This window comes from Streptomyces sp. NPDC023157, assembly GCF_055560575.1.
Genome location: NZ_JBVHIL010000016.1, coordinates 32,096 through 53,724, shown reverse-complemented (window position 1 = coordinate 53,724; position 21,629 = coordinate 32,096). Strand labels below are relative to the sequence as shown.

13 protein-coding genes and 6 pseudogenes are annotated in these 21,629 nt (G+C 71.4%); 13 read left to right on the top strand and 6 right to left on the bottom strand.

The window, feature by feature from the left end; translation table 11 throughout:
- The first annotated feature begins 52 nt into the window (after positions 1-52).
- The 3 genes from ACZ3ZE_RS36380 (at position 53) to ACZ3ZE_RS36370 (ending at position 4,104) form a co-directional block, all read left to right on the top strand.
- The gene (locus tag ACZ3ZE_RS36380) at positions 53-1,246 is read left to right on the top strand and encodes an MFS transporter (protein ID WP_467262116.1); all 1,194 of its coding nucleotides are present in this window, start codon (positions 53-55) and stop codon (positions 1,244-1,246) included.
- Positions 1,243-2,550, top strand: a complete 1,308-nt coding sequence (locus tag ACZ3ZE_RS36375; RefSeq protein WP_467262114.1) for an amidohydrolase — start codon at positions 1,243-1,245, stop codon at positions 2,548-2,550. Before ACZ3ZE_RS36380 ends, ACZ3ZE_RS36375 begins: the two co-directional genes overlap by 4 nt.
- 84 nt (positions 2,551-2,634) lie before the next feature.
- Complete coding sequence (locus ACZ3ZE_RS36370; RefSeq protein ID WP_467262112.1) at positions 2,635-4,104, top strand: amidase; 1,470 nt, start codon at positions 2,635-2,637, stop codon at positions 4,102-4,104.
- 158 nt (positions 4,105-4,262) lie between these two features.
- On the opposite strand, the gene ACZ3ZE_RS36365 is transcribed toward ACZ3ZE_RS36370, so the two are convergent.
- The 3 genes and pseudogenes from ACZ3ZE_RS36365 to ACZ3ZE_RS36355 form a co-directional block, all read right to left on the bottom strand.
- The gene (locus ACZ3ZE_RS36365) at positions 4,263-4,664 is read right to left on the bottom strand and encodes a MazG-like family protein (protein WP_363292866.1); all 402 of its coding nucleotides are present in this window, start codon (positions 4,662-4,664) and stop codon (positions 4,263-4,265) included.
- Between the two features lie 519 nt (positions 4,665-5,183).
- A pseudogene (locus ACZ3ZE_RS36360) lies at positions 5,184-5,489 on the bottom strand (GPP34 family phosphoprotein); the annotation flags it as partial.
- Positions 5,482-5,808 carry a helix-turn-helix domain-containing protein gene (locus ACZ3ZE_RS36355; RefSeq protein WP_361179815.1) on the bottom strand — a complete coding sequence of 109 codons (327 nt, stop codon included), beginning with the start codon at positions 5,806-5,808 and terminating at the stop codon, positions 5,482-5,484. The pseudogene ACZ3ZE_RS36360 and the gene ACZ3ZE_RS36355, both read right to left, overlap by 8 nt.
- 221 nt (positions 5,809-6,029) lie before the next feature.
- Here ACZ3ZE_RS36355 and ACZ3ZE_RS36350 point away from each other — a divergent pair, with 221 nt between their 5' ends.
- On the top strand, positions 6,030-6,533 hold the full coding sequence (locus ACZ3ZE_RS36350; protein ID WP_467262110.1) for a hypothetical protein: 504 nt from the start codon (positions 6,030-6,032) through the stop codon (positions 6,531-6,533).
- Here ACZ3ZE_RS36350 and ACZ3ZE_RS36345 read toward each other — a convergent pair.
- From ACZ3ZE_RS36345 to ACZ3ZE_RS36335, 3 genes and pseudogenes are all read right to left on the bottom strand, one after another.
- A pseudogene (locus ACZ3ZE_RS36345) lies at positions 6,502-6,723 on the bottom strand (hypothetical protein); the annotation flags it as partial. The gene ACZ3ZE_RS36350 and the pseudogene ACZ3ZE_RS36345 overlap by 32 nt on opposite strands.
- The gene (locus ACZ3ZE_RS36340) at positions 6,621-8,348 is read right to left on the bottom strand and encodes a GAF domain-containing protein (protein WP_467262131.1); all 1,728 of its coding nucleotides are present in this window, start codon (positions 8,346-8,348) and stop codon (positions 6,621-6,623) included. The pseudogene ACZ3ZE_RS36345 and the gene ACZ3ZE_RS36340, both read right to left, overlap by 103 nt.
- A gap of 171 nt (positions 8,349-8,519) precedes the next feature.
- Entirely contained in the window at positions 8,520-9,128 is a 609-nt protein-coding gene (locus tag ACZ3ZE_RS36335; RefSeq protein ID WP_361179811.1) for a hypothetical protein, read from the bottom strand.
- A 276-nt stretch (positions 9,129-9,404) separates the two neighbouring features.
- Here ACZ3ZE_RS36335 and ACZ3ZE_RS36330 point away from each other — a divergent pair, with 276 nt between their 5' ends.
- From ACZ3ZE_RS36330 to ACZ3ZE_RS36290, 9 genes and pseudogenes are all read left to right on the top strand, one after another.
- A complete protein-coding gene (locus tag ACZ3ZE_RS36330; protein ID WP_361629024.1) occupies positions 9,405-10,448 on the top strand; it encodes a substrate-binding domain-containing protein in 1,044 nt (347 codons plus the stop codon).
- A 44-nt stretch (positions 10,449-10,492) separates the two neighbouring features.
- A complete protein-coding gene (locus ACZ3ZE_RS36325) occupies positions 10,493-12,067 on the top strand; it encodes a sugar ABC transporter ATP-binding protein (RefSeq protein WP_467262108.1) in 1,575 nt (524 codons plus the stop codon).
- Positions 12,064-13,107, top strand: coding sequence for an ABC transporter permease (locus ACZ3ZE_RS36320; RefSeq protein ID WP_361179803.1), 1,044 nt, complete (start codon positions 12,064-12,066; stop codon positions 13,105-13,107). The genes ACZ3ZE_RS36325 and ACZ3ZE_RS36320 overlap by 4 nt, the downstream gene beginning before the upstream one ends.
- Before the next feature lie 374 nt (positions 13,108-13,481).
- Positions 13,482-15,107 (top strand): annotated as a pseudogene (locus ACZ3ZE_RS36315) (NPCBM/NEW2 domain-containing protein); the annotation flags it as partial.
- A gap of 36 nt (positions 15,108-15,143) precedes the next feature.
- A pseudogene (locus tag ACZ3ZE_RS36310) lies at positions 15,144-15,563 on the top strand (NPCBM/NEW2 domain-containing protein); the annotation flags it as partial.
- A 619-nt stretch (positions 15,564-16,182) separates the two neighbouring features.
- On the top strand, positions 16,183-18,252 hold the full coding sequence (locus ACZ3ZE_RS36305) for a SpoIIE family protein phosphatase (RefSeq protein ID WP_467262106.1): 2,070 nt from the start codon (positions 16,183-16,185) through the stop codon (positions 18,250-18,252).
- A gap of 499 nt (positions 18,253-18,751) precedes the next feature.
- Positions 18,752-19,638, top strand: a pseudogene (locus tag ACZ3ZE_RS36300) (oxygenase MpaB family protein).
- Positions 19,639-20,292: 654 nt separating this feature from the next.
- Complete coding sequence (locus ACZ3ZE_RS36295) at positions 20,293-20,754, top strand: RICIN domain-containing protein (RefSeq protein ID WP_361179796.1); 462 nt, start codon at positions 20,293-20,295, stop codon at positions 20,752-20,754.
- A 261-nt stretch (positions 20,755-21,015) separates the two neighbouring features.
- Positions 21,016-21,290, top strand: a pseudogene (locus tag ACZ3ZE_RS36290) (formylglycine-generating enzyme family protein); the annotation flags it as partial.
- Positions 21,291-21,629 lie beyond the last annotated feature (339 nt).

Genomic DNA, 21,629 nt, shown 5'->3' with positions numbered 1-21,629 from the left:
TGCTCCGTCCCCGCAGTCCGCCCGGAGAACCGTCCGGATCACGATTGTCCTGTTGTTCGCTGCCTGGCTGGTCGACTACGCCGACCGGCTCGTCATCAATCTGGTCCTGCCCTCCCTCGGAGCCGAGTTCGACCTCAGCCGGGGCCAGCAGGGCCTGGTCGTCTCCGCGTTCTTCCTCGCCTACGCCCTCGCCCAGATACCCGGCGGGATGCTCGCCGACCGGTACGGCGCGCGGCGCGTCACGCTCTGGGCCCTGCTCGCGTGGTCCGTCTTCACCGCGCTGACCGGCTTCGCCTGGTCGTTCGCTGTCCTGCTCCTGCTGCGGTTCGCGTTCGGCGCCGCCGAGGGTGTCTTCCCACCCGCTTCCCTGAAGGTCCTCGTCGAGCGGACCACGCCGGACGAGCGCATGGCCGCCAATGGTCTGATCATGAGCTCCAACGCTGTCGCCGGCGTTCTCACCCCGCTTCTCGTCGCTCCCCTGATCGCAGCCTTCGGCTGGCGGTCGGCGTTCTTCTCGACGGCGGCGCTCGGCGTCTTCGTCCTCGTCGCGGTACGGCTGCGGCTCCCCGCTCCGCTGCCCCGCGTGCAACCGGCGACGGGCACCCTCCGCACGGGCGCGGGCGGTGTGCTGCGGCTGGGCGTGGTCTGGCGCTTCAGCGCCATGATGTTCGGTTACAGCGCGATCGTCTGGGGCTTCAACACCTGGGTCCCCTCCTACCTCGTCGAAGAGCACCAGGTCTCCCTCGCCACGGCCGGGACCCTCGTGGCCCTCCCGGCCCTCGCCGCGGCCGGCGCGATCGTCGTTGGGGGCCGGATCTCGGACCGGCTCGGCGGCCATCACCGCAAGGTGATAGTCCCCGGCATGACGGTGGCCGCCGTCACGCTGCTCCTGACCGCCTTCTCGTCCTCGCTCACCGGCTTCCTCGTCTTCGGCACGCTCGCCTCGGTCGCCGTGGCCCTGTGCTACATGCCCATCTTCGTCGTCCCGCTGAGCGGACTGGCCCCGGAACAGGTCGGCGTGGGCAGCGCCGTGGTCGTCCTCGGAGGCCAGGTGGCCGGCATGGCCGTCCCGCCCGTCGTCGGCGCCCTCGCCGACGCCTTCTCCTACCAGGTGGCCTTCGCCTCCCTGGTCCTCGGCGCCGTCATCGCCGCCGTCATGGCCCTGCTGACCCCGCAGGACGCCGCCTCCTTCCGGACCGCCACCGGAGCGTCCCCCCTTCCCGCACCCGCCAAGGAGCTCTCATGACCGCCGCCCCCCTCACCCGCCTGCTGGCCGCCCTCCCGGAGCGGCTGCCGGGCCTGCGCGCCCTCTACGAGGACCTGCACGCCCACCCCGAACTGTCGTTCCAGGAGTTCCGCACGGCCGGGATCGCCGCCGACCGGCTGCGGCGGCAGGGCTGGGACGTCACCGAGGGCGTCGGCGGCACCGGCGTCGTCGGCGTCCTGGCCAACGGCGAGGGACCGGTGGTCCTGCTCCGTGCCGACATGGACGGGCTGCCGGTCCAGGAGCGGACGGGACTGCCGTACGCCTCCCGCGAGACCGCCGCCGACGCCGAGGGCCAGGAGGTGCCCGTGATGCACGCCTGTGGCCACGACATGCACGTCGCCTGCCTCCTGGGCGCCACCGCCCAACTGGCCGCCGCCCGCGAGGAGTGGCGCGGCACGGTCGTCGCCGTGTTCCAGCCCGCCGAGGAGGTCGGCGGCGCGCCGGCGATGATCGAGGACGGATTCCCGGAGCGTTTCCCGCGCGCCGACGTCTGCCTCGGCCAGCATGTGGCCCCCGCGCCCGCGGGATTCGTCGGCACCCGGTCCGGTCCGGTGATGGCCGCCTCCGACAGCCTGCGGGTCCGTCTCTTCGGACGCGGCGGGCACGGCTCGACGCCCGAGTCGACCGTCGACCCGGTCGTCATGGCCGCCGCGGTCGTCATGCGCCTCCAGACGATCGTCTCCCGCGAGACGGGAGCGGCACAGACCGCGGTGGTGACGGTCGGCTCGCTGCACGCGGGCACCAAGGAGAACATCATCCCCGACACCGCAGAGCTGCGGATCAACATCCGTTCCACGACTCCCGCGGTACGGGAGCGGGTCCTCTCGGCCGTCGAACGGATCGTCCGTGCCGAAGCCGCCGCGTCCGGGGCTCCGAAGGAGCCCGAGATCACCGAGCTCAACTCCTTCCCCGTCACGGTCAACGACGAGCGGGCCACGGACACCGTCCTGACCGCGATCGGCGAGGCCCTCGGCCGGGAGCGCGTCTTCACCCTGCCCCAGACCCTCACCGGCAGCGAGGACTTCGGCGTCTTCGGCACCGCCCTCGGCGTCCCCTCGGTCTTCTGGCACTTCGGCGGCGCCGATCCCGCCCTCTTCCGGGACGTCGACCCCGAAGCACTGCTGACGGACGGCCTGCCCGAGACCGTCCCCGCGAACCACTCGCCGTACTTCGCCCCCGTGCCCGACCCCACGATCGGTATCGGCGTGACCGCCCTGCTCGCGGCGGCGGCGGCGTGGCTGTGCCACCAGGACACCCGAGCCACCGACGGCCGGGCAGGCTGACCCACCGCTCCTCCCACTCGTCGCCTCCACCCCGCTCCGCACCTCCTTCCCGCCACCCCACCCGCCACGAGGAAAGGCTTCCGCATGAACGTGTACGACCCCGGCGCCGATCTCGCCTACCTCAGTGCCACCGAGGCCCGACGGCTCTTCGAGGCCCGCGAACTGTCGCCCGTGGACCTGATGCGTGCGGTCATCGACCGCGCCGAGCAGACCGAACCCGTCGTCAACGCCTTCACCGAGCGACTCTTCGACGAGGCACTCGAACAGGCCCGGCACGCCGAGGACCGATTCCTCGGCAAAGGCGGCCTGATGCCGCGCCCGCTGGAAGGCATCCCGGTCGCCACCAAGGAGAAACACGCCATCGCCGGGCGCTCCCTCACCGAGGGCTCACTCGTCAACGTCGCCGTCACCGCGACCGAGAACGCTCCGGTGATCGACCGCATCCTGGAGGCCGGCGGCATCATCCACGCCCGCACCACCACCCCCGAGTTCTCCATCGCCACCTTCACCCACAGCCGTCTGTGGGGCGTCACCCGCAATCCGTGGAACCCCGAGTTCACTCCCGGCGGCTCGTCCGGCGGCGCGGGTGCCTCGCTCGCGGCGGGCACCACGCTCCTGGCCTCCGCCTCCGACATCGGCGGCTCCACCCGCATCCCCGCCGCCTTCACCGGCACTGTCGGTTTCAAGGCCCCGTACGGCCGGATCCCCGGCACCGCACCGCTCTCCGCCGACCACTACCGCGGCGACGGCCCGATGGCCCGCACCGTGGACGACTGCGCCGCCTTCGCCAACGTTCTGGCCGGCCCCGACCCGCGCGACCACGTGTCGCTGCGCCCGAAGCTGGTCCTGCCGACCGAGTACGACACGGTCGTGGGGATGCGCGTGGCGCTGTGCATCCGCCTCGGCGCGTACGACGTCCATCCGGAGGTGGAGGCCAACACCCGGGCGGTCGCACGCGCCCTCATGGACGCGGGCGCTGTCATCGAGGAGATCGAACTCCCGTGGACCAGGGACGACCTCCTCATCAGCCTGGCCGCGCACTTCTCCACCGTCTTCGGTGCCCTCGTCTCCGAGATCGAGGCGGACCACCGCGACCGGATGACCACCTACGCGGCGGCCTTCGCCGACACCATGGCGGAAGCCCGCGAGCGTGTCTCGTACCTCGACGGCCTGCGCGTCGAGACCCGGCTGCAGCGCGAACTGGCCGAGGCGATGACCCCGTTCGACGCGCTGATCTGCCCGACGACGGCAGTGCCAGGCCTGCCCGCCGGAGACGACCTCCTGGGCCGCCTGTTCGTGAACGGCGAAGACCACGGTGAACCCCTGTGGGCGGCCATGACCGCCCCCTTCAACATCAACAATCGCTGCCCTGTCCTCAACGTCCCCAGTGGGCGTTCCAGTTGGGGTGTACCCACGGGCGTCCAGATAGTCGGCCACACCTACGACGACGCGACCGTCTTCCGCATCGGCAAGGCCCTGGAGCACCTCCGCCCCTGGGCCTACACCCCCGACCGCCGGCCTTCGGTCGGGCCAAGTTCCGCGAGCAGCTCCTGAGTGTGCTCGCCGAGAGCCGGGGCGGCCCCGTATCTTGACCGTGAGACGCGTACGCCGGAAGGCGCCAGGTCTCGGACCTGGTCCGAGACCTGGCGGAGCTCCTGCTCCTGCGGGTACCCGACCTGGCGCTGCCACCCTCGTCCGGTGAAGCCCGCTGTTCAGGCCTCCTCCGGCAGCGCGTCGGCGGCCTTCATGCGGGCGGTCTCATAGGGATGGTCAGGTTGCTCGGCAGGACGGGCCGACAGGAACTTGGAAGACTTGGCCTGCAGCTGGCCGGCGAGGAACGAAGCAGCGTCAGGGCGCATGCGGGCGAGGGCGACCATGCCGGTGATGATGACATCGGCGACCTCGTCGTGAACGTCCTCCCAGGTGTGGGAAGTTCCCTTCCGTGGGTTGGTTCCCCTGACGCCGATGACCGCCTGGGCGGCCTCACCGAACTCCTCGCCGATCTTCAGGACCTGCAACGTCCACCGTTCCTCCCGGGTCATGCCCTTGTCCGCGTCCGTGGCGTCGAAGGTGTCGGCAAGCGCCTGGATGGTCCCCCAGGGGTCGAGAGTCATGCAGAGGTCTCCTCGAGGTCGTGACCGAAAGGTCGAGACTGCCCGGCGCATCCGGAGTGCGGGACACGTTCAGGCGACGATCACTCGAACGAGAACGCGAAAGCCAATGCGCGCGGACCCTTTGGCTGGAGCGCGAAGTCGATCTCTCATGCCACACAGAAGAGTGCCTCAGGAAGCCCGCGGTCGGTTGCGTGCCCACTGGCGGAGATCGTGCGCCTGGGCTCATCTCGGTCGTGGCGTCGTGGCGTCCGTCGCGAGGTGGGGGACGCCGAAGTCGTCAGGATGACCCGGTCCTGGGCAAGGTTCCCGTGGTCCGGCTTGACGCCGCCGTGGACGATCCGCGCCGCCTGGGCCTCGCGGTGGGCGCGTCGGGCACGGCACCGCTGATCCCCGGCCCCTGCCATACGGGCAGTCGGCCGTGGCGGCGATCGCAGGGGCGCTGCGGTCACACACAGCCATCTGGAGGTCGCGTCCGAGGGATGGCCGGTCAAGGCCGAGCCAGTCCCGGTCAGCGCCCCCTCACGGCCCCCGCCAGAGGTTGGCGAAGGCCGAGTTCTCGATGGTCCGGCGCTGGCGTACGGCCTCCAGTTCCATGACCGCGTCGTGCGCGGCGGCGACCACGACCGTGGCCGCTTCGTCGTCGAGACCCGGCGCGGCGTCGGACGGGCCGCCGCCGATGCCCACGACCGAGGCGAGGGCCGCCAGGACGGGTTCCTTCCGCTCTCAGCGGTCGACCGCCTCGCGGCGGGCCGGCGTATCGACCGGTTCCATGCGTCGCGTACCGAACGACAGGCGGCCGCTGCGCGCCGGGACCAGCTCACCGTCCCCCCTCGCCGATGGCCCGGGTGATGGTGGAACGGTCCACGCCGAACCAGCAGGCCAGCACATCGTGAGTGACCCCGTGACGGAGATGGACGAGAACGGCCAAGAGCCGGTCGACGAACACGAACCGGTGCTTCGCACCGGCGCCCACTGCCCGCCTCCGCGGCCGGGAGGCAAGCCTGGCCTGGTGACGCTCTTGCCACAACGGGCCCACTTCGGCGATGAGTTCAGCGACCACATCAGCCGACAGTCCGGTGATCCGGCGGTTGCTGATGATCACTGCGCGAGCCACGGTCCCTACCACTCGACCATGATCAACCATCCGGGGCTCGACGTCTCACCGCATACCGTGCACGAGCTCGTAAGGGCTGTCCCGCAAACGAGTCTGGTGCCGCTCTGGAACACGTGGTCGACTGAGCGATCGAGGAGGGGTTTCGGTGGCCGCCTACCTGCCCTGAGCTGACCGGCTGGACCGCAACCTGTCTCAGTAGCCCCCGTCGGCTTCGATAGTCTGCGCTAGTGGCTGACGCTCCGCTGAGATTCATGATCGACGCCGATCACGGACAGTTCTACGTCCAAGACCTTGATCCCTATGACGCTTGGATCGCCGAGCACGCGATGGACCCGAACCTGGCCCCCGCAGGCTGGACGGACGAAGCGATCTACGTCCACCGCATCGGTGTGGAACCGCACTCGATCTCGGTGGGCACGGCTCGGGACGACATGGTCGAGTCGCTCATCACTGTTCACGCCTCCGAGCCGACGACGGACCCGGCGGCCGAGCACATCGTGGAGACCGACCTCGACGTGCCAACCGGTCAACTCACCATGTCCAGCCCCGGAACCGATCCTGCCGACGGGCCGAGCCTGACTGTTCCCGCTGGATTGCTACGCGCTCGGGTCTCTTACGTCCCGGCCGGACCACCACCGGTCGGCACGGGTGGAGGGCCCGGTGACCACTTCGTGTATCAAGTGGACCTCTGGCCCTCCGACCGGGCGTACGGACTCGTCATCATCAAGCAGGGGCCGGAAATCTGGGCAGCGTAGGTCCGCATCTACTGCTCGTCTGCCGACTGAGTGCCAGGTCATGCAGGCGGGCGATACCTCTCATCGCCTGGTGGACGCCGTCGCGCTTTAACCGGCAGTCTCGGAGGATCTTCCACATGCGGGCGAAGGCATGCTCGACACGTGCACGGACCTGGCGGTGAGAAGCGTTGTGCTCTTCCATCCAGGGCGGATGACGTCGTACCAGTCGCCGCCCGCCTCCGTCTCGGCCGGCAGGTAGCGGTGGGCCGTCTCGACGGCTTGCTGTTCGGGCAGGCCGCCCGGAAGCAGACTGTGCTGGAGCGCGACCGCCATGGTGTGTTCGCGGGTGAACCGGCGGGCGTTGTCGATGCAGAGGGCGGCCCTGGCCGCGAGCTCCTCGGCCAGGCTGAGGTCCTCCTCGTCGAAGGCCGGATTCGTGCCCATACGCCAGAAGTTCGCGACTCCCATGAGTACGCCGCAGGCCTTCAACGGTGCGCTGACCAGCGAGTGGAAGCCGTCGGAGAGGACCAGCCGGGTGTGCTCGGGATCGCCCGCCATCCAGTCGACGGCGAGTGACATGTCGGGCACCAGCACGGGCCCGCCGCCGATGAGCGTCCGGGCCATGAGTGTGTCCGGGCGGTACCGGTACACCTCGCCCACCCGGTAGAGCGGGTGGCCGTAGGCGCCGCTCAGGGCCACCCGGTGCAGCTCGGGAACCTCGGTGTACGAGCCGGGCGGGGGCTCGTCGCCGCTCAGCACCGCTCCGGCCAGGTCGACAGTGGCGTAGTCGGAGAATCGGCGGGTGGCGACGTCGGTGAGCTCCTGGGCCGTGCGGGCCACGTCCAGAGTGGTGCCGACGGCCACGGTCGCCTCGTACAGCATGCGCAGGCGACCGCGCGCGAGTTCCGCCCGGTCGGCGAGTTCGCGCAGCTCCGTAGCGTCACGGAGAGTGGCCACGAGTCCGGCCGGTCCGCCCCGGGCGTCGGTCGGCCGCGCGTTCACCGCGAGCAGTCGGTCGCCGACGGGCAGGACCTCGTCGGTGACGGTGCGACCGGCGGTCAGGAGCTCCGTCACTCGTGCGTCAAGGCCGAGCTCGGCGACGGGCCTGCCCTCCAATGCTCCGGCCGGGACATCGAGGAGCCGGTGGGCCTCCACATTGGCGAGCAGGACGGCCCCGGCTCCGTCCGTCACGACGACGCCTTCGCGCACCGCGTGCAGCACCGCGTCGTGGTGCTCATACATCCGGGTCATCTCGGCGGGGCCGAGGCCGTGGGTCTGACGCCGCAGGCGGCGACCCACCAGAGCCGTGCCGACCGTCGCCACGGTGAGCGCACCGAGGCCGGCGCCGATCAGCACCGGCAGCTGGCTGTCGATGGCGCTGTTCACCCGGTCGAGGCTCAGACCGGCCGCGACCACCCCCACCACGCGGCCGCCGTCCGTGACCGGAACGACCGCCTGCACTTCGTGTCTGCCGTTGGGGCCGCGGAGGCTCTCGATCGTGACCTGTCCCGCCAACGACGGTCCGATGGTCCCGGCGAACCTCCGGCCGATCCAGGCCGGGACGGGGCTCGTGCGGCGGATACCGTCCGGGTTCATCACGACGATGAAGTCGACCCCGGCCTTCCTGCGCCCGTCCTCGGTCAGCGGCTGGAGCACCGCTGTCGGATCCGGCCCGCGCAACACGGCCGGCAGGCCGGGGGCGTGAGCGAAGGACTCCGCAGCGGCGAGCGAGCGGGCCCTCGCGGCCTGCACCCGGTCGCTGCGGGCCTTGAGCACCAGGGCGGCCACGGCGGCCGCGACCAGGAGCACCACGATCAGGAACTGGAGCACGAACATCTGCGACGCCACACTGTGCCGGCTCGTCAGCCCGCCGCGGGTCTCCCCGGTCGCCGACCGGAGGGAACTCTTCGCCGCCCGAACCAGGAGCAGCCCGGAACACCGGCCATGACGCCTTTCTACTGAGTCTTCCCTACCCACGGTGCGCACCATGCTGAGGGTGTCGCACGACTACGCCACCCGGGGCGCCGCAGGCCGGCCCCGCCGGAAGGAAGGCGCCGGCCAGGGCCACCTGTCCGGGTACGGCCACGGCGGTGACCGCCGCGCCACGGCGGATCCGGCCCTCTCGTGGGCCGGTGGGGCCGACGACGGTACGGGTGGTCGTCCGGGGGTGGTCGGCATCCGGCCCCTGGGCGGGGCCCGCGGGGTGGGCTCGGCGGGATCGCTCGGCCTCGAGGGCACGGCGCAGGCTGTCGATCTCCACGTGGTAGCACCGCTGACCCGCATGATCTCCTGGGCGTGGACGCTCCTCGTGATGGCCAGCTCCCGGCTTCGGGCCTCGTGGAGCTCCTCCAGGGCCCGTCCCCTGGCCGACTCCGCGTCCCGCAGGCCGGCGGCCAGTTCCGCAGCGCGCCCGTTCGCCCTGCCGCACTCGGCTTCGGCGCGCAGCCGGGCAGAAACGGCTCCGTGGTGGGCGCTCACCAGTCGCTCGCGCTCGCCGAGGGCCTTCGACACCTCCTGCTCGGCCGCCTTCAGGTCCGCGGCCAGGGCGGCCTCGGTGGACGCCATGTGCTCAAGGTGGTCGATCAGGCCCTCCAGCATCGCCAGTGACTGACGCACGACCGCTCGGGAGGACCCGATGAAGCGCGCCGCTCCCGGGAGACGGGTCGCTTGGACGGCGGGGGCGTCGAGGGCGTCCCCCGGCCGTTGAACCGGAGAGATGCTCATGTCTCCACCAACCACCCCTCGTATAGGGCTAGTTGAGCCATTCGAGCGCAGGGTATTGACGGTTACATGATCACCGCGTTTCCTGTGACCCGCAACGTTGGATTACGCGTGATTCTGATCGGTTGTGTCGCACTCGCTGGTTACTTCTCACCCTCAGGAGCCCCCCGAATGCCCACCCCGCGCCGCCTGGCCTCCGCGACCGCGACGGTTCTCGCCACAGCTCTCGGCCTCACCGCGTGTTCGAGCGGCCAGTCGCCGTCCGGCCCGTCCGGCGACGTCCGTCCGGTGACAGGCGCGATCTCCCTGACGTACTTACAGAAGCAGGGTGACCAGGAATACTTCATCGGCGAGGCCGCCGGCGCAAAGGCGAAGGCAGCCGAACTCGGCATCGACCTTAAAGTGGTCAACCTCGGCAACGACGCCAACAGGACCGTCAGCGAGGTCCAGTCCGCGATCGCGCAGAAGAGCAACGGCCTGATCATCGTCGTCCCCGACCCGGCGGTCGGCCCGCAGGTCGTCCAGGCCGCCCTGGACGCCAAGGTCGCCCTTCTCACCTCAGACGACCAGATCTGCACCACCGGCCCGACCCCCGCCTCCTGCGCGAAGGGTGATCTGGTGCCGCGGATCGGCTTCAGCGGCGAACAGATGGGCAGCGAGGTCGGCAAGCGGGCCGCCGAGGAGTACACCGACGCGGGCTGGAGTGCGGCCGACACCCGGACGATCTCCGCCTGGAAGCAGGACGTCACCGTCTGCGGCGACCGGGTCAAGGCCGCGAAGACGGCGTTCACCGCAGCCGCCGGCGCCACCGTCCGGAACATCGACGTCGCCACCGACAACACCCCGACCGGCGCTCAGGACAAGGTCGCCGCCACGATCACCGCCCATCCGGGGGTCAAGCACTGGATCGTCTGGGGCTGCAACGACGAGAACGTCCAAGGCGGCGTCACCGCCCTGCAGAACGCGGGTATCGGCCCGAGCGACATCATCGGCGTCGGCCTCGGCGCCTACCTCGCCTGCAAGGACTGGAAGTCCGGCAAGCCGTCCGGCATGAAGGCGGCGCTGTTCATCAACGGCAAGGACGTCGGCGCCCTCGCCGTCCAGACCATGTACGACCGCCTCAAGCGCGGCAAGGGCTTCCCCGCCGAGGCGTTCGCCCCGACCCGGATGGTCGACGCCACCACGTGGCGGGCCGCCGGCCTCTCCTGCAACTGACGCGCCCCGTCCCGTCCCACCCCTCCGCGCATCAGTGAGGCTCCATGACCACCGTCGCAGCCGCCGGCCTGTCCGCCGAGAACGTCTCCAAGCGCTTCGGCGCCGTCCATGCACTCCACGGCGTCACCCTGCACTTCCCGCCCGGGCAGGTCACCGCCCTGATGGGCGAGAACGGTGCCGGCAAGTCCACCCTGCTGCGCATCCTGACCGGCGACCACCGGCCGACCGACGGGCGGGTGCTGCTGGACGGGACGCGGCTCACCCTCGCCTCGCCGATCGACGCCCGCCGAGCCGGGATACGGATCATCCCGCAGGAACCGGAGATCATCCCGCACGTCTCGGTCGCCGAGAACGTGTACATCGGCTCGCTGCCCCGCCACACCGGGCGCCGGTTCGACCGGGCAGAGCTGCGCCGCAGGATCACCGCCGACCTGGCGCGGCTCGGCTTCGCCGAGATCCTCGACCCCGACCTGCCCGGCTTCCGGCTGACCGCCGCCCAGAGCCAGTTGGTGGAGATCCTACGCGCCCTCACCGGCGGCACCCCGCCCCGCGCGATCGCCTTCGACGAGCCGACCTCCTCCCTCTCCGAGCACGAGACAGAGGCACTGTTCACCCTGATCGGGCGTCTGCGCGACCAGGGCATCGCCGTCGTCTACGTCTCGCACCGGATGAAGGAGATCTTCCGCCTCGCCGACCGCATCGCCGTCCTGCGCGACGGCCGGGTGGCGGGCGTCGTCGACGCCTCCGCAACCACCGAGGCGGAGGTCGTCCGCCTGATGGTCGGCCGTGACCTGGCCGGCCTGTTCGCCCGGCAGGAGGTCGCCACCGACCGCGTGGTGCTCGACGTCCGGGGCCTCACCACCGAGGACGTCCGCGACGTGACCCTTCAGGTGCGGGCCGGGGAGGTGGTCGCCCTGGCCGGACTGATCGGCGCCGGCCGCTCCGAACTCGCGCTCGCCCTCGCAGGGGACACGCCGATCCGTTCCGGCACCGTCACCCTCGACGGCAGACGGCTGGACCTGCGCAGCCCGCGCGACGCCATCGCCGCGGGCATCGGTCTCGCCCCGGAGGAGCGCAAGGCCCAGGCCCTGTTCCTGCACCGCACCATCCGCGAGAACACCGCGCTGGTCAGCCACCGCCGGCTGCGTCGCCTTCGCTTCGTCAGGAAGTCCCAGGAGCGCGCCCTCGCCCAGGAGTTCGCCGACCGTCTGCGGGTTCGCGCGCCGTCCGTCGAGACCGAGCTTCGCGCACTGTCCGGCGGCAACCAGCAGAAGGTCGTCCTGGCTCGTTGGCTGGCCCGAAGGCCCAACCTGCTGATCCTCGACGAGCCCACCCGTGGCGTGGACATCGGTGCCAAGGCGGAGATCTACCGGATCATCGCCGACCTGGCCCGCGAGGGTGTCGCCGTCTTGGTGGTCTCCTCCGAACTGCCCGAGGTGCTCGGCCTCGCCGATCGCGTCCTGGTGCTGCAGAACGGACGCATCACCGGCGAACTCGGCCGGTCCGAGGCCTCCGAGGAGGCGATCCTCGCCCTCGCCATGGCCGACGACCTCACGGCCCTCGCCCCCGGCAGCGCTGACACAGCCCCCCCGACCACCGCGACCGGAGCCGCCCGATGAGCGCCACCACCGCCCCGAGCACCCAGCGCCCGCCGAACGGGACCGGACGCGGCCCGCTCCCGCGCGGCCCCCGCGCACTCCTCGCCTCGATCGGCGGGCAGAACGTCGGCCTCCTCGGTGCCCTCGCCGTCGTGGTGGCCCTGTTCGGGTGGCTCGACCCCCACTTCCTCGGCTGGGACAACATCCGTGTGATCGGCGAGGCTGCCACCATCGCAGGACTGCTCGCCGTGGTGCAGACCGTCGTCATCATCTGCGGCGGCCTCGACATCTCCGTCGGTTCCCAGACCGGCCTCGCCTCCGTGGTCAGCGCGATGGTCTTCACCGCCACCGGCTCCAGCGCCCCGCTCGGCATCGGCGCCGCCCTGCTCGCCGGCGCCGCCGTCGGCCTGCTCAACGGCACAGTGATCATCCACGGCCGGGTCAACCCCACCATCGCCACCCTGGCCGGCCTCGCCGCGTACAAGGGTCTCGCCCAGCTCGTGTCCGACGGACGGGCACAGGGCTACGTCCTCGACGACTCCGTGTTCGTCTTCCTCAGCCGGGGCAGAATCGCCGGGCTGCCGACCATGGTCTGGATCCTGGCGCTGGTCGCGGCCGCGGTGCACGTCCTGCTCACGTACACCGACATCGGCCGCAACATCTACGCGCTCGGCGGCAACGACACCGCTGCCCGACTGGCAGGCATCAACCTCAACAAGTACCTGATCTCGGTGTACACACTGACCGGCATGGTCGCAGCCCTCGCCGGTGTGCTGCTCACCGCGCGCACCGGCTCCGGGCAGCCGGTCTCCGGCAGCGAGGGCCTGGAACTCCAGTCGATCACCGCGGCCGCGCTCGGCGGCTGCGCCCTCAAGGGCGGCAAGGGCACCGTCGGAGGCACCCTGCTCGCGGTCGCCCTGCTCGGCGCCCTCCAGAACGGGCTCACCGTCCAGGGCATCAACAGCTTCTGGCAGAACGTCGCCCAGGGGCTCCTCCTGGTCGCCGCCGTCGTCATCCAGCAGCGCCGCAACCGCAACCGCGCCGTCGGACTGCCCACGTAGATCCACGTCGGCCGTTCCCTCACCCATGGGAGCCTCCGTGCATCTCTTCAGCCCCACGGCCCGGTCGTCCGCCCGGCGAACCGCCGTCAGGACGGGCGGCACCGACCGGCACTGGAAGCCCACCGCCACCGGCGACGACCACCGCACCATGGCCGGCGGGTCCAGCGGCAAGGCCCTGGACCCGCCCTACCAGACCACCTGGCCGCCCGGCACCCATGACGCCCCAGTGGTCCGGCAACCCGGCTCCGGCACCACCGCCCAGCAGTGGCCGCCAGTCCGGATCGACCGACCAACATCCAGACAGGAGAATCGACTTGGCTCCGTCCACACGCGGGATCCGGAACACCCTCACCGCGACGACCACCTCGCTGGCCATGCTGTTCGGCGGCGGCGCCCTCGCCGCCACGGCCACCACCGGCCTCCAACTGAGCGCCGCCCCATCGGCGGCGGCCGCCGAGAACACCCTGGCCCGCACGCCCGCCATGGGCTTCAACAACTGGAACTCCACCCACTGCCGTGCCGAGTTCAACGAGTCCATGGTCATGGGCATCGCGGACATCTTCGTCTCCCAGGGCCTCAAGGACGCCGGCTACCAGTACGTCAACCTCGATGACTGCTGGGCCCTGCCGAACCGCGACGCCTCCGGCAACCTGGTGCCGGACCCGGTCCGCTTCCCGAACGGCATCAAGGCGCTGGCCGACTACGTGCACGGCAAGGGCCTGAAGTTCGGCATCTACTCCAGCGCCGGCACCAAGACCTGCGACACCCTCGGCTTTCCCGGCGGTCTCGGCCACGAGCAGCAGGACGCCAACCTGTGGGCGTCCTGGGGCGTCGACTACCTCAAGTACGACAACTGCAACAACCAGGGTGTCGACGCCCGGCAGCGCTACCGGGCGATGGGCGACGCGCTGAAGGCCACCGGCCGACCCATCCTCTACAGCATCTGCGAGTGGGGCCAGAACGAGCCGTGGACCTGGGCACAGGACCTCGGCAACTCCTGGCGCACCACGGGTGACATCACCGACTCCTGGTCCAGCATGGTCGGCATCGCGCACGCCAACCAGCCGCTCGCCCCGTACGCCGGTCCGGGCGCCTGGAACGACCCGGACATGCTGGAAGTCGGCAACGGCGGCATGACCGACACCGAGTACCGCACCCACTTCAGCCTCTGGGCCCAGATGTCCGCGCCCCTGCTGATCGGCAGTGACCTACGGAGCGCGAGCGCGCAGACGCTGGCCATCCTGAAGAACACCGACGTGATCGCGGTCGACCAGGATCCGCTGGGAGTGCAGGGAACCGTGCTCTCCAGCAGCGGTGGCCTGGTCGTCATGAGCAAGCCGCTGGCCGACGGCAGCCGGGCGATCACCCTGACCAACGAGACCAGCCAGCCCCGGACCGTCACCACCACCGCGGAGGCCGCCGGGATCGGCGGTGCGCCCTCGTACTCGCTCAAGGACCTGTGGTCCAAGCAGACCACCACGTCGACCGGCTCGGTCAGCGCCTCGGTGCCGTCGCACGGGACCGTGATGTACCGGGTGACCCCGAGCGCGCCGATCGCGTTGCCCGCCGGCCTGCACCAGCTCGGCGACCTGGCGTGGACCTCGGCGACCAACGGCTGGGGCCCGGTGGAGCGCAACAGGAGCAACGGCGAGAGGGGTTCCGGCGACGGGCACGCCCTCACCGTCGGCGGAACCGCGTACGCCAAGGGCCTGGGCACCCACGCGGCCTCCGAGGTCCGCTACCACCTGGGCGGGACGTGCAAGAACCTCACCGTCGACGTCGGAGTCGACGACGAGTCCGGCAACAACGGCTCGGTGGTCTTCCGGGTGTACCGCGACCAGAGCCTGGCCGCTGACAGCGGGGTGCTCCGGGGCAGCGATCCAGCGAAACGCCTCAGCGTCGACCTCACCGCCGCGAACGACCTGCGGCTGGTGGTCACCGACGCCGGCGACGGCAAGGACTACGACCACGCCGACTGGGCGGGTGCGCGCCTCGCCTGCGGCGACGGGCCGGCCGCCGGCAGCCACGCCCTCGGCGACCTGACCTGGACCAGTGCGGTCAACGGCTGGGGCCCGGTGGAACGCGACCACAGCAACGGCGAGCAGGCCGCCGGTGACGGCCGTACCCTGACCGTCGGCGGTACGCAGTACGCCAAGGGCCTGGGCACCCACGCCGCCTCCACCGTCACGTACTACCTGGGCGGTTCGTGCACCCGCCTGAGCACCGACGTGGGCGTCGACGACGAGTCCGGCAGCCGCGGCTCGGTGGTCTTCCGGGTGTTCGCGGACGGAACGAAGGTGGCCGAGAGCGCCGCTCTGGGCGGCAGCGCAGCCGCCGCCCACCTCGACGCCCCGCTTACCGGCGCCTACGAGCTCACCCTCCAGGTCGCCGACGCCGGCGACGGCAACGGCTACGACCACGCCGACTGGGCCGCCCCCCTCCTCACCTGCGCCTGATCGCGACGCCCCGGCCGCGGGATGTGCTTCGGCTCTCCGCGGTCGGGCCGTTGCGGGTGGTCGACCGCGGCCGGACCACGCAGTCACACGATCACAAGGAGGCCGTGCCATGCGGGTTGCGGAGGGCACGACCCACGACAGCGCCCCGGACCCACGCTGACCAGCCGGATCGGCCGTGTCACGAACGGCTTCACATGCCCGCCGGAGACCGTCAGTGCCGGACCGCCCAGCTGACCGTGGACCTCATCGTCAGGGCGATGCCGCGGTCTGAGGTTGATCCCCGGGAGTGGACACCGGGTTTCCAGCCGTCACGGACAGGCGCGGCTGCTCGCCCGGGTGGGGTCCGACCTCGCTCCCGGACAGGTCTTCTGCTCCTTCCTATTCCCGAAGGACGGAGCCATCTCGCTCACGTCCGAGCACGCCGACACCGTGACCGCATGCCCGGAGTACGAGGTCACGGCCTCGCCCGTCGAGGGCAGCCCGGTGACTGAGCGTGTCGCGGTCGTCGGCGCAGCGATGCGGCCCGCACGCCGTCCGCGAGACGAACCGGGGGCACGCGGCCATACTGAGGATGACGGCAGCCGTCCAGGGGTGCGTACGTACGAGGATCGCGGTGGCGATGCAGCAGGTGCCCTTCGACGAAGTGACCACGAGCGCGGCCCGGGACGCGGGCGGGTGGCTGGGCGCGCTGCCCGTGGCCGTGGTGGCCACCAGCGCGGAGGGGGCGATCGTCCGGTGGGACCAGGCCGCGGAGGACCTGCTCGGCTACACCCCGCACGAGGTGCTCGGTCGGCACATCGCCGACCTGCTGCACCCGGGCGCTGACCGCGGTCTCGGCCGCTCGCTGTGGGAGGGTGCGGCCACGGGGCGCGGGGTCATGGGAACGGTGACCGCCTGGCACAGGGAGGGGCGCCCGCTGGACCTGGAGATCTGGGCGTGCCCGGTGCCGGCTCGGCACCGGGGCGGGACGACGGTGCTGGTGTTCGCGGCGGAGGCGGAGGCCGCGCGACGGATCCGTGGGTCATCGGCGGTGTGGGACGGCCTGTTCTCCCGGTCGCCCGTCGGCATCGCGATCCTGGACACCCAGCTGCGGTTCCTCCGCGTCAACCCGGCGCTTGAGGCGATGAACGGTCTTCCGCAGGCCGCGCACGTAGGGCGCCGCCTGGTCGAGATCCTCCCTGATGTCAACGCCCTGGACATGGAGCGCGCGATGCGCCGGGCGCTGGACGAGGGAAGACCCGTGCTGGACTCGCGCCGTACGGGTCGCACTCCGGCCGACCCGGACCACGACCACGTGTGGTCGGGATCGTACGTCTGCCTGGAGGACACCGACGGGCGCCCGATCGGGCTGGCCGCCACCCTGATCGACATCACCGCTCAGCAGCGGGCACAGCTCGAAGCCGATGAGGGCAGGCGCCACTTGGCCCTGGTCAACGAGGCCACGCTCAAGATCGGCACCAGCCTGGACCTGGAGCGAACCGCGCAGGAACTCGCCGACGTCGCCGTACCCGACCTCGCGGACGCCGTCGCCGTCGATGTCCTGGACACCCTGGCCAACGGCGGCGAGCTCGGCTCCGGCCTGGTCGGTGGCGCCACGCTGCGTCGGCTGGCCAAGGCACCGCTGACCGGATCACCCATTGCAGCTGCCCTTGCACCCCTGGGACGCACCCTCACCTTTCCCGCCAACGCGCCGTACACCCGGGTGCTCGGCGCGCGCCGATCGTTCGTCGTCCCCGAGTTCGACGAGCAGGCCATCGCCCCGGCGGCCGGCCACTCCACCACCCCCGCGGATCTGCTCCGGCTGGGAGTGCACTCGTTCATGGTGACCCCGCTGCTCGCCCGCGGCGTGGTGCTGGGCATCGCCACTTTCTACCGGACCCGTCCCGTCGGCTCCTTCACCGAGGACGAAGTCGCCCTCGCCGGTGAACTGGCGGCCCGCGCCGCGGTCTGCGTTGACAACGCGCGCCTCTACCGCCGCGAGCACGACACCGCCGCCGTGCTGCAGCGCAGCATGCTGCCGCAGCACATCACACCGCCACCGGGGATCGAGGTCGCCCACCGCTATCTGCCCGCCAGCGATGTCAACGAGGTCGGCGGCGACTGGTACGACGTCATCGCCCTGGAGGACGGCAGGGCCGCGCTCGTCATCGGCGACGTGATGGGGCACGGTACCGCCGCGGCGGCGGTGATGGGGCGGCTCTCCGCGAGCGTCAGGGCTCTCGCCCGCCTCGACCTCGCCCCGGAGGACGTGCTGTACCAGCTGGAGGCCACCCTGGACGATCTCGCCGAACCGATGCTCGCGACCTTCCTGTCCGTCGTGGTCGACCCGTCCACCGGCCGCTGCCGCATCACCCGGGCAGGCCACCCGCCCCCGGCGGCCGTCTCGCCCGACGGCACCGTACGGCTGCTCGAGGTACCGCCGGGCCTACCGCTGGGCGTCGGCGGCGTCCGCTTCACGACCACCGATCTCACCCTGCCCCTCGGTAGCCTCCTCGTCCTGTACACCGACGGCCTCGTCGAGGCCCGCAGCAGCGACATCGACACGCGCCTCGCCGAACTGACCGACCTGCTCGCCGGACCCGTCCCGTCCCTGCCCGCCCTCTGTGACCGCCTGCTCACCCACCTCGTCCCGGCCTCAGCCGACGACGACATCGCCCTGCTCATCGCCCGCATCAACACCGCCGCCTGAGCGTCGGGTCCTGCCACGCGGAGGAACCCCGCCGCGGGATCAGTCGTGGGGGAGGAGGGCGACCGGCGCCCGGCTGTGGTCCAGTACCGCGTGGGCCACGCTGCCGATGCGCGTACCCCGGGTCGACCGCCGCGTGCGCCGGCCTACGACACGGCGCACTTCGCCGCGCGGCCTCCTCGAAGGCGAATCCCAGGACGGAGTCGGCCCGCCGCCACACGTCGACACCCACCGTCACGGGGCGGAACCGTTCGGGGCCGGCGGGGCTGGTCCACGATGCAGTTCGCCGTGCACGTCTACCTGCCGGGTGCGCGCGTCGTCGGCCTGGTGCTGGAGGGTGCCACCGACCAGCCTCTGGTGAGGTCGATCGCGGTACCCAGGTCGAACGCGCCGAATACGCGTGGGGCTGTGCGCGAGGCACCGGGACCGGGCATGCCTTCCCAGGGCGTGACGCCGGAGGGACAATCGAATCGTGAAACGGTGGGGAGGTTTGGGCCGACTGGTGCCGCCCGGGACGGCATCGGGCGGTGGGCCGCGAGCCCGTGATCGCCTCGGCGATGCACTCTTCAGCCGTGTCGCGGGTCCGTCCGGTGCGGAGAACCGGGCCCGGATCCACGAGACGCCCGGCCCGAGGTGGTTCGCCGGCGAGGATCCGATCCGTCGGGTCCACGGTGACGCGTCGATGTTCGTCGGCGGGCTGAGCGCGCTCCTCCTGCAGTCGCTGCACCCGCGGGCGATGGCTGCCGTAGAGGCCCATTCCGGGTACCGGGGAGACCCCTGGGGGCGTCTGCAGCGGACCAGTACCTTTCTGGCGTTCACCACCTACGGGACGGCCGAGGACGCGCAGCTCGCGGTGGACGGCGTACGGGCGGTGCACGCGCGCATCAGCGGCCGTACCCCCGACGGTGAGCCGTACCGCGCCGACGATCCGCACCTGCTCGAGTGGGTGCACGTCGCCGAGGTCGACAGCTTCCTGCGAGCCCACCAGCGATTCGGTGCCCGCCCTCTGGAGGCCGACGAGTGCGACGCGTACGTCGCCTCGGCAGCCCGCGTCGGCACGCTCTGGGCGTGGTCCGTCCGCCGCGCACAGCGGACGAACTGGCGGAGCGGATCGACGCCTTCCGGCCGGAGCTGCGAGGTACCGACGCGGCCCGTGCCGCGGCCCGCTTCATCTTGCTCAGCCCACCGCTGCGGTGGCCGGCGCGGCCGCCGTACGCGATGCTGGCGGCGGCCGCGGTAGCCCAGCTCCCCGAATGGGCCCGCGCCCCTTTGGATCTTCCGTTGCTACCCAAGGCCGAACGCTGGTGCGCGACTCCCGCCGGCGCCGCGGTCACCGCCGCCATCCGCTGGGCCATGCACCGGCCTCCCCAGTCCGGCGTGGAGGGATGAGGCCGTTCAGTGTTGGGCCGGCATCGCGGCCGTGGCGGCGGTCAGCCTGCGCTGCGGACGGGGACACGGATCGCCGGGCCTGTGACCGCCGTGGGTGCGGTGTCGCGGTCGTGCAGCAGATCGGCCAGGACGCGGGCTGGCATCCGCACGTTGCGTATCGCGGCAGCTCGGACGTGGTCCGCCGGGTCGTTCAGCAGCCGCACGGCGTCGGCCGGCGTCAGTCGAGGTCCTCGGCCGTGCGGCGACGTACCTAGGCATCTGGGTCACGGGAGAGACGAGCGACGTCGGCCGGCGTACGCGCTGGATCGTCGAGGGCCAGGGCCGCATCCGGCCGGCGGGCTCGCCCGCGTAGCGCAGCACGGTCAGGGCGCCCGCCATGCCCAGGGCTGCACCGCGGCATCCGAGGGCGGGCACCGTCACCCTTCTCTTGGAGCAGGCACTCGACCTGGCCATGGACGGCCCTGCCGTACGGCTGTGCTCGCTTTGCAGAGCCGCTACCGAACATCTCCCACTCGTGCGCGGCTTCGCTGCTGCGTCGACTGACCGGGCGACGAGCGACGTTGAGATGTCCTTGTTGCTGGCCTGTGCCTCGCGCAGGCCCTTCACACAGGTGCTGGCGCCGACTGGCGGGGAGCGGCGTTCGAACCCTGCGCCATGCCGCGCAGGGTCGTGTTCAACATCGAGCCCGACGCCGGCAAGCCCGTCGACGGCTGGAGCTGGCTCACCAACTTCCACCAGGCGGGCTCCGTCTGCGCGACACCCCAGGGCAACGGCACCGCCAACGGCACGCCGATCACGGTGTGGACCTGCACGGGAGCGGACGCCCAGCGCTGGAAGTACGAGAACGGCCTGATCGTCCACAAGGCGAGCGGCAAGTGCATCACCCCCGAGGCGAACGGCGCGAACACCAACGGCGCGCTCCTGACCCTGTGGACGTGCAACCCCTCCAGCGACGTCCAGCGGTTCGCCCCCTCGGCGGAGGGAAGCGCCGTGAACGCCTACGGCAAGGCCATCACGCCGAAGGGCAACTCCTTCGGCAACGGCGTCTGGCTGACCCTGTGGACCCAGGGCAGCCCCACCCCTGACGTCCAGGACTGGGTGGTCAAGGGCTTCTAGCCCCGCACCGGGGGCTTCCACACCCACCCACCCGCACCTGCTGCCCAGACACCGACGAGGGGCCGGCCCCGCTCCGGGGCCGGCCCTGGCGTGCTCACGGGATAGGACTCTGCACGCGGGCCCCCTGATCGGCGTCGCCGCCGCCTGGGGCGTCCAGGGCGTCTGGACCCGCCAGACCATCGGCCTCGCGGCCACCGCCGCCGTCCTCCTGATCGCCTTCCTGCGCCGCGTCGGCCAGCTCCTCCGGGAGAAGGCCGGCACTGGCAGGGCGATTTCCCGGTGCTGAATACCGCCGCCGACGGCTACGCGGGCACCGCCCCGGTGAAGTCTTCCGTCTTCCGACCCAACGCTTCGGGCTCTACGACACCGTCGGCAACGTCTGGGAGTGGTGCGCGGACTGGGTCACATCTGGTGAGGAGATCTCACGGGTGATGCGCGGCGGTTCGTACCTGTGCCACGACTCCTACTGCAACCGTTACCGGGTGGCCGCGCGCAGCTCCAACACGCCCGGCAGCTCGACCGGCGACATCGGGTTCGGGTGGCCGCCCACCCCGCGTGATCCCGTCCGCACATGCCGGAGAGGCCGTCCCGGGAGCGACGCTCCGGGACGGCCTCTCCGGCATGTGCGGACGGCCGGTTCACTCCACCGTGACGTGGACCAGGGCCCAGGAGATGTGTCGAAGGACGTGCGCTTGTCGGCGCCCTCGACCACGATGCGCAGGATGTGCACCCCAACTCGCCCTTGCGGGACGTCCCCGAGGGCTCGGACCGTCCCGTCTTCTCCAGGTAGTGGCGTACCACGGGGAGTTCGGGGCCGCCGACGCGGTTCTCCCTCGCGGCAGCCCGATCGCACCCGGCCGAGGCGGCGGGCCCAC